Genomic DNA, 6,817 nt, shown 5'->3' with positions numbered 1-6,817 from the left:
GCCAACGCCCAGCCCATCCACTGCGTCAGCACGGTCGGAGAGATCGCCGTCGCCCACAACGGCAACCTTGTCAACACCAAGGAGCTGCGGGCGGAACTGATCGCCGAAGGCGTCGACCTGCAGACCACCGCCGACAGCGAGGTCATCGCCCAACTCATCGTGCGGAACCTGCACCTCGGCGTCGTGAACGCCGTCAGCGCCGTGATGAAGCGCATCCGGGGGGCCTATGCGGTCACGGTGCTGACACCCGACATGGTGCTCGGCTTCCGCGACCCCCACGGCGTCCGCCCCCTTGTCGTGGGGCGGCTCCAGGACGGGTTCATCGTCGCCAGTGAGAGCTGCGCCTTCGTCCCGGTCGGTGCGGAACCGATCAGCGAGGTCGGCCCGGGCGAGGTGGTCATCATCGACAAGCAAGGTCTCCGCATGGCCCAAGCCGCCCCGCCTGCGGCCCACAACCTGTGCTTGTTCGAGCTCATTTATTTCGCTCGCCCCGACTCACGCATGTACGGCTCGCTCATCTACGACGCCCGGGAAAGGATGGGTATGGAACTGGCGGTCGAGAAGCCCGCCGAAGCGGACATCGTCATCCCCGTCCCCGACAGCGGCATTCCTGCGGCCATCGGCTACAGCCGGGTCAGCGGCATCCCGTTCTGCGAGGGGATGATGAAGAACCGCTACATCCACCGCACGTTCATCCAGCCTGACCAGCGCATGCGCGAGATGGGCGTCCGGATGAAGCTCTCTCCTCTCGAAGACCGGATCCGTCACAAGCGGGTCGTGCTCGTTGACGATTCAATCGTCCGGGCGACGACGACCCGACAGATCGTCAGGATGCTATTGGACAACGGGGCCAAGGAAGTCCATGTCCGCATCACCGCCCCTCCGATCAAGCACCCCTGCTTCTATGGCATCGACATGGCTTCGACCGCCGAACTTGCCGCCGCCACGATGACGGAAAAGCAGATCTGCCAGCATGTCGGGGCCACGTCACTGGGGTACCTCAGCATCGCGGGTGCGACGCGCGCCGTCGGACGGCCCCAAAGCGAATTCTGCTTGGCCTGCTTCAACGGCCAATATCCGATCGACGTGCCCAAGAACCTGACCAAGATGGCGTTTGAAGAGGGCGCGACAGGTGAATTGGCCACGGTCAAGACGTGACGGCTGGTAAAACCTGTCCATGTCTTCACTTGCTGCGCTGAGGCAGCGCTATGCCGACATCAACGCCCTCCAGGCCGCCGAATCCCTGATGGGGTGGGACCAGCAGGTGCTGATGCCACCCGGGGCCGCCGAAGCCCGGGGCGCCCACTTGGGCTGCATCTCGCGGCTGACCCACGAGATGTTCACTTCCGACGAGTTCCGCCGTGATTTGGAGCGTGCCAAGACCGAGGCGGAGCCAGGTACCGACGACGAGGCGGTGGTGCGTGTCCTGGACCGCGAGGTCGGGCAACGGACCAACATCCCTGCGAGCCTGGTGGAAGAAAAGGCGGTCTTGTCTGCGGAGGGCCACGAAGTCTGGGTCAAAGCTCGGGCAGAGAACGATTTTGCCGCCTTCGCCCCCATGCTCAGCCGGCTGGTCGACATCACCCGGAAGGAAGCGGACTACCTGGGCTACACCGACCACGTTTACGACGCCCTCACCGACCTCTACGAAGAAGGCGCGACGAAGAAGGGTTGGGACACGATGTTCGACGGTATCCGCCAACCGGTCGTCAACTTGGTCGCCGCGATCAAAGAGGCGGGGCCGGTGGACGACTCGGCCCTATACGGTGAATGGCCCGAGGCTGACCAACGCGCCTTCTGCGACATGATCGCCCGGGCGGTCGGGTTTGACTTCAACCATGGGCGGCAGGACACCGCCGTCCATCCGTTCTGCGGCGGCCCCGACACCACCGACGTCCGTTTGACCACGCGGTTCAAGGACTACCTGCCGAGCGCGATCATGGGCACCTTGCACGAGGCGGGCCATGGCATGTACGAGCAGGGCACCCCGGCAAGTTACGCCCGGACTCCGCTGGCCGGAGGCGTCAGCTTGGGCTGGCACGAAAGCCAAAGCCGGACCTGGGAGAACATTGTCGGTCGGTCCCACGCCTTCTGGACGTTCATGCTCCCCAAGCTTCAGGCCGCGTTCCCGGCGACCAAGGCCTTCGACGTGCCGGGTTGGGTGAAGATGCTCAACAAGGTGGAGCCGTCGTTCATCCGGGTCGAGGCGGACGAGGTCACTTACAGCCTGCACATCATGGTGCGGTTCGAACTCGAATGCGACTTGATGTCTGGCGCGTTGCCGGTGAAGGACTTGCCCGAGGCCTGGAACGAGAAATACCGCGCCTACCTGGGGATCGTGCCGCCGACGGACACCTTGGGCTGCCTCCAGGACGTCCACTGGTCGTCGGGCTCGTTTGGATACTTCCCGACCTACGCGATGGGCAGCATTCTCAGCTATCAGGTGTTCGATTGCCTAAGGAAGGACCTCGGCGATGTGGACGCCCTCATGGCGAAGGGTGATTTCCCCCCGATCCTCTCGTGGCTGCAGGAGAAGGTCTACCGCCAAGGCAAGCGTTACACACCGGCCGAACTTGTCCGGCGGGTGACGGGCAAGCCGTTCGGCCCTGAGGCGTACATCGCCGGGATCACGGCCAAGTACCGCGCCCTTTACGGAATCTGAGCAAGGCCGGTCCACGACCAACGGCCCAGGCATCGCCTGGGCCGTCTCCTCTTGGCAGTACCCAGGTATACCGAGACCTGTGGACAAGTCTTTGACTCACCTCGGCCGGACTGGCCTCGTCGTATCTCGCCTTTGCCTAGGCACGATGAACTTCGGCCCCGAGACGAGCAAAGAGGACAGCTTCAAGATCATGGACCGGGCACTGGAGCTCGGGATCAACTTCTTCGACACCGCGGACGTCTACGGTTGGCAGCAGGGTGAGGGGGTCACCGAACAGATCGTCGGCGAGTGGTTCGCCCAAGGGGGCAACCGGCGCGAGAGGGTCGTTCTGGCCACGAAGCTGTACGGTCAGATGGGCAAGGACGAACTCAAGGGTTGGCCCAACACCGGCTATGTCAGCGCCCTGCATATCCGGCGGGCTTGCGAGGCATCGCTCAAGCGCTTACGCACCGACTACCTTGACATCGAGCAGATGCACCACATCTACCGGCATGCGCCATGGGAGGAGGTCTGGCAGGCCTTCGACGTGCTCGTCCAGCAGGGCAAGGTCCTCTACGTCGGATCGTCCAACTTTGCCGCCTGGCACATCGTGCAGGCCAACGAGGCCGCCCGACGTTTGGGCAAGCTTGGCTTGGTGACGGAACAGTCCAAGTACTCGCTCTTGCAACGGGACATCGAGCTCGAGGTTGGGCCGGCCTGCGAGGCGTATGGCGTCGGGGTGATCCCTTGGTCACCGCTTGCCGGCGGTGCTTTGGCGGGCGTGATGGGTGGCCAGCAGGGCAAACGCCGCCATGGCGAGTGGTCCAAGAAGGTCGTCGAGAAGCACGGCCGCCAACTGCAGGCGTGGGAGAAGCTTTGTGCCAAGCTTGGCCAAGACCCGGGCCACGTGGCGCTGGCATGGACGTTGACCCGCCCGTTCGTCACCGCACCGATCATCGGCCCCCGCACCGTCGAACAACTGGAGGGGGCGGTCGCGGCACTCGACGTCAAGCTCGACCACAAGACGTTGGAGAGGATCGACGCGATCTTCCCGCCCTACAAGACGGCTCCTGAGCACTACGCCTGGTAGTCGCCGGCGAGAAGCTGCTTAATGACGGGCAGGACCTTGGCGACCCGCTCGCTGCGCGAGCCGGTCGCCAGCGTCCAGGGGACGGGGCCTTCGTCAAGCAAGCGGACGAATTCGGCGTGCATCCATTCTCGGTAGTCCTCGCCGTCTCGTATTTCGTCAGGTTCGAACGGCACGTCCAGCCCACTGAGGACGTAGTGGTCGACCAGGTCGGCGGCTCCGACCGCGTCTGTGGCGGGGTCTCGAAACCCCATGTACCGTTCGTGCCACAGGCCGGTCGCCCAGGCGTTGGTGTCACAGATGACGAGAGGCGCCCCAGTCGCCTCGACCTCGGCTTCTAGCGCCTGTTGGACTTTCGCGATGTGGACGAACTCCGCGGAGGTCCAGGGAGAGTCCGGGCCCTCCTTGGCGTACTTTTCCAGGGTGTAGTCGCGGCCGTATTCGCGGACCCAAGGGAGACCGGTCTGTCCGGCGAGGTCCTGACAGAGGGTGGTTTTGCCGGTCGACTCCGCGCCGACCACGACGAGGCGTTTGGTCTTCACTTGGTCGCGGCAGCCTGATAGGGCGCCACATATTTGAGGCAGCAGGCGCGGACGCGCGCCCTGATCCGGTTGATGTAGGCGGCGCGCTCGGTGACGGAGACGGCGCCGCGGGCGTCGAGCAAGTTGAAGATATGCGAACACTTCAGGGCCAGGTCGAGGGCCGGGTAGACAAGGGAGAGCCGACACTTGGCTTCGTCCTGGCGTTCGTCATGGACTGTCGACGTCAAGACGCCTAGTTCGGGGTCCCAGTAGACCGGGGTCTCGACGACCCGCTTCGACTCGGACTCGTAGATCTCGAACAACTCAGTCAGGACCCGTGTCGACGAGACCTCGAAGTTATAGACGTTGTTCTGCATCTCCGCCTCGAACTCGCAGTCGCGATAGCTGGTCTTGTCGTTCCACATCAGCCCGTCCCAAAAACTGTCCGAGTTGTTGAGCATCAGGCAGAGCCGCTCAGGGCCGTAGGTGATCTCGGCGCAGACGGGGTTGCATTCGATGCCGCCCATCTGCTGGAAGAAGGTGAATTGGGTGACCTCGGTGCCGTTGACCCAGACCTCCCACCCGACGCCGCTGGCCCCGGCCGCCTGGTCTTCCCAGTCGTCTTCGACGAGCCGGACGTCGTTCTTCTTCGTGTCGAAGCCGATGGCGTCTAGGGAGCCCAGGTAACGGTCGACGATGTCGTCCGGACTCGGTTTCATGATGACTTGGTACTGGAAGTACCGTTGGCTTCGCTGGGGGTTCCGGGTGTACCGGCCGTCGGCAGGACGCCGGGAAGGCTGCACATAGGCGACGTTCCATGGCTCGGGGCCAAGGCTTCGCAACAACGTCCCCGGATGTTTGGTGCCCGCCCCGACTTCGGTGTCGTACCCCTCAAGAATCGCACAACCCTGGCCAGCCCAGTACTCGTCGAGCTTTTGGACAAGGCTTTGAAACGTCATCATGACCGGTTGGATGGTACCCGTGGGCTACGCGTCAGGCCGAGACAAACCAGACTTGGCCGTCAGGGTCGCGGAAGTGGAAGTGGCGGACACCAGGGTACGGGGTCTCGACAGGAGAGACGCCCACGCCCCTTGAGGCCAGGTCGCCGTGGGCGGCGTCCAGATCCTCGACGATGAACTTCAACGCCGGGGCCTCGGGGGATTGGCGGGCAGGGCCGTGGTGCAGGGCCAGTTCAAACCCGCCGATGTCAAAGACCACCCAATATTCTTGAGACCAATCCTTTGAATCCAAGGGGAATTTGAGTTCAAGGCCGACCGTGTTCCGGTAAAACGAAACGGAACGGCCCATGTCGGAAACGTACAGGATGGCCTGGCCGACGGTCCGTAAGCCCCTCATGATCAGCCTGCATTCTATCAAGTACACCTTCGTCGGCGCTATCCTGGCCATTGCGGCTCCTGCATGGGCGGCCGGTGCGGACCAAGTTTTTCAGGACCCCGGGTTCAACAAGGTCGTCTGGGTCGAGTCGCCCAACCAGAACAAGCGGCCTGCCGGAACGGTCGTTGACACCATCGTCCTCCATCACACCGCCCAAGACTCTCTGCGCACGACGGTGAACTGGTTTGCGACGACGGAGAGCCAGGTCAGCGCCCACTTTTGCGTGGGTAAGGACGGATCCATCGTCCAGTTCCTGAGCACTTTCGACCGGGCCTGGCACGCGGGGGTCAGCGTCGACGCCTATGGTCGCCGCAACGTCAACGATTTCTCGATCGGTATCGAGATCGACAACCCGGGTGACGGCAAGACCCCTTACCCCGAGGCGCAGATCCGTGCCCTGGACAACCTCATCGGGTTCCTGTTGCTCAGGTTCCCTGAGATCAAGCAGATCACGAGCCACGAGTACGTCGCCGAGCCCCAGGGTCGCAAGAACGACCCTAAGAACTTTCCCTGGGACCGCATGAAACACTTTGGGCTTCCCCTGAACTACGGCCTGAAGGTGAAGAAGTGAACCGGGCCGCAGTCGTGGCGGTCGCCTTGGCGGCATGCCCGCTGGCTGGAGCATCGGTCGGGCAAGCGCAATGGAAGGACCCCGGCTTCAACCAGGTCGTGTGGGTTGACTCTCCCAACCAAAACAAGCGTCCGGCCGGCACGGTCATCGACACGATCGTCCTTCACCACACGTCTGGACCGAGCCTCTGGAGCACGGTGAGTTGGTTCAAGACGGACAAGAGCCAGGTCAGTGCCCACTTTTGCGTGGGGCGAGACGGCTCGATCGTGCAGTTTTTGAGCACCTGGGACCGGGCTTGGCACGCTGGGGTCAGCACCGACGCCTTTGGGCGGAAGGGCGTCAACGACTTTTCCGTCGGGATCGAGATCGTCAACAAGGGGGACGGCACCGAGCCCTATCCCGAGGCCCAACTGCGCGCCCTCGACAACCTTGTCGCCGTGCTCCTCCGCCGGTTTCCCCAAATCAAGCAAATCACCAGCCACGAGTTCATCGCGGAGCCGCAAGGGAGGAAGAACGACCCGATCAACTTCCCGTGGGAGCGGATGCGGCACTTTGGACTGCCGCTCTACTACGGGCTCAAGCCCAAGAAGTAGGGAAGAACC

The 6,817-nt window shown here is 63.3% G+C and carries 8 protein-coding genes; 5 read left to right on the top strand and 3 right to left on the bottom strand.

The window, feature by feature from the left end; genetic code table 11:
- The 3 genes from purF to KF857_07310 all read left to right on the top strand — a co-directional run.
- On the top strand, nt 1–1,158 hold a 1,158-nt coding region (purF, locus tag KF857_07320), incomplete at its 5' end, for an amidophosphoribosyltransferase (GenBank protein MBX3111804.1).
- Between the two features lie 19 nt (nt 1,159–1,177).
- Nucleotides 1,178–2,662, top strand: coding sequence for a carboxypeptidase M32 (locus KF857_07315; GenBank protein MBX3111803.1), 1,485 nt, complete (start codon nt 1,178–1,180; stop codon nt 2,660–2,662).
- A gap of 145 nt (nt 2,663–2,807) precedes the next feature.
- On the top strand, nt 2,808–3,731 hold the full coding sequence (locus tag KF857_07310) for an aldo/keto reductase (GenBank protein MBX3111802.1): 924 nt from the start codon (nt 2,808–2,810) through the stop codon (nt 3,729–3,731).
- Here the strand turns inward: KF857_07310 and KF857_07305 are convergent.
- From KF857_07305 to KF857_07295, 3 genes are read right to left on the bottom strand one after another with little or no spacing between them, the layout of a single operon-like run.
- Complete coding sequence (locus tag KF857_07305; protein ID MBX3111801.1) at nt 3,719–4,270, bottom strand: ATP-binding protein; 552 nt, start codon at nt 4,268–4,270, stop codon at nt 3,719–3,721. The two genes, KF857_07310 and KF857_07305, sit on opposite strands and share 13 nt — an antisense overlap.
- Entirely contained in the window at nt 4,267–5,211 is a 945-nt protein-coding gene (locus tag KF857_07300) for a glycine--tRNA ligase subunit alpha (protein MBX3111800.1), read from the bottom strand. Before KF857_07300 ends, KF857_07305 begins: the two co-directional genes overlap by 4 nt.
- A gap of 31 nt (nt 5,212–5,242) precedes the next feature.
- Nucleotides 5,243–5,605 (bottom strand): VOC family protein, encoded by a 363-nt coding sequence (locus tag KF857_07295; protein MBX3111799.1) that lies wholly within the window; start codon nt 5,603–5,605, stop codon nt 5,243–5,245.
- On the opposite strand from KF857_07295, the gene KF857_07290 reads away from it, so the two are divergent.
- On the top strand, nt 5,604–6,215 hold the full coding sequence (locus KF857_07290) for an N-acetylmuramoyl-L-alanine amidase (GenBank protein ID MBX3111798.1): 612 nt from the start codon (nt 5,604–5,606) through the stop codon (nt 6,213–6,215). The genes KF857_07295 and KF857_07290 overlap by 2 nt on opposite strands.
- Nucleotides 6,212–6,808: an N-acetylmuramoyl-L-alanine amidase gene (locus KF857_07285; protein MBX3111797.1), complete on the top strand. Its 597-nt coding sequence runs from the start codon at nt 6,212–6,214 to the stop codon at nt 6,806–6,808. Before KF857_07290 ends, KF857_07285 begins: the two co-directional genes overlap by 4 nt.
- Nucleotides 6,809–6,817 lie beyond the last annotated feature (9 nt).

It is taken from the genome of Fimbriimonadaceae bacterium, from assembly GCA_019638795.1.
GTDB lineage: Bacteria > Armatimonadota > Fimbriimonadia > Fimbriimonadales > Fimbriimonadaceae > JAHBTB01.
This window is presented reverse-complemented; position numbering and strand designations above follow the sequence as displayed.

Excerpts from the sequence above, each read along its gene's own strand:
- KF857_07315 (MBX3111803.1), top strand. The coding sequence starts at position 1,178 with ATGTCTTCACTTGCTGCGCTGAGGCAGCGCTATGCCGACATCAACGCC.
- KF857_07310 (MBX3111802.1), top strand. The coding sequence starts at position 2,808 with ATGAACTTCGGCCCCGAGACGAGCAAAGAGGACAGCTTCAAGATCATG.
- KF857_07300 (MBX3111800.1), bottom strand. The coding sequence starts at position 5,211 with ATGATGACGTTTCAAAGCCTTGTCCAAAAGCTCGACGAGTACTGGGCT.
- KF857_07290 (MBX3111798.1), top strand. The coding sequence starts at position 5,604 with ATGATCAGCCTGCATTCTATCAAGTACACCTTCGTCGGCGCTATCCTG.
- KF857_07295 (MBX3111799.1), bottom strand. The coding sequence starts at position 5,605 with ATGAGGGGCTTACGGACCGTCGGCCAGGCCATCCTGTACGTTTCCGAC.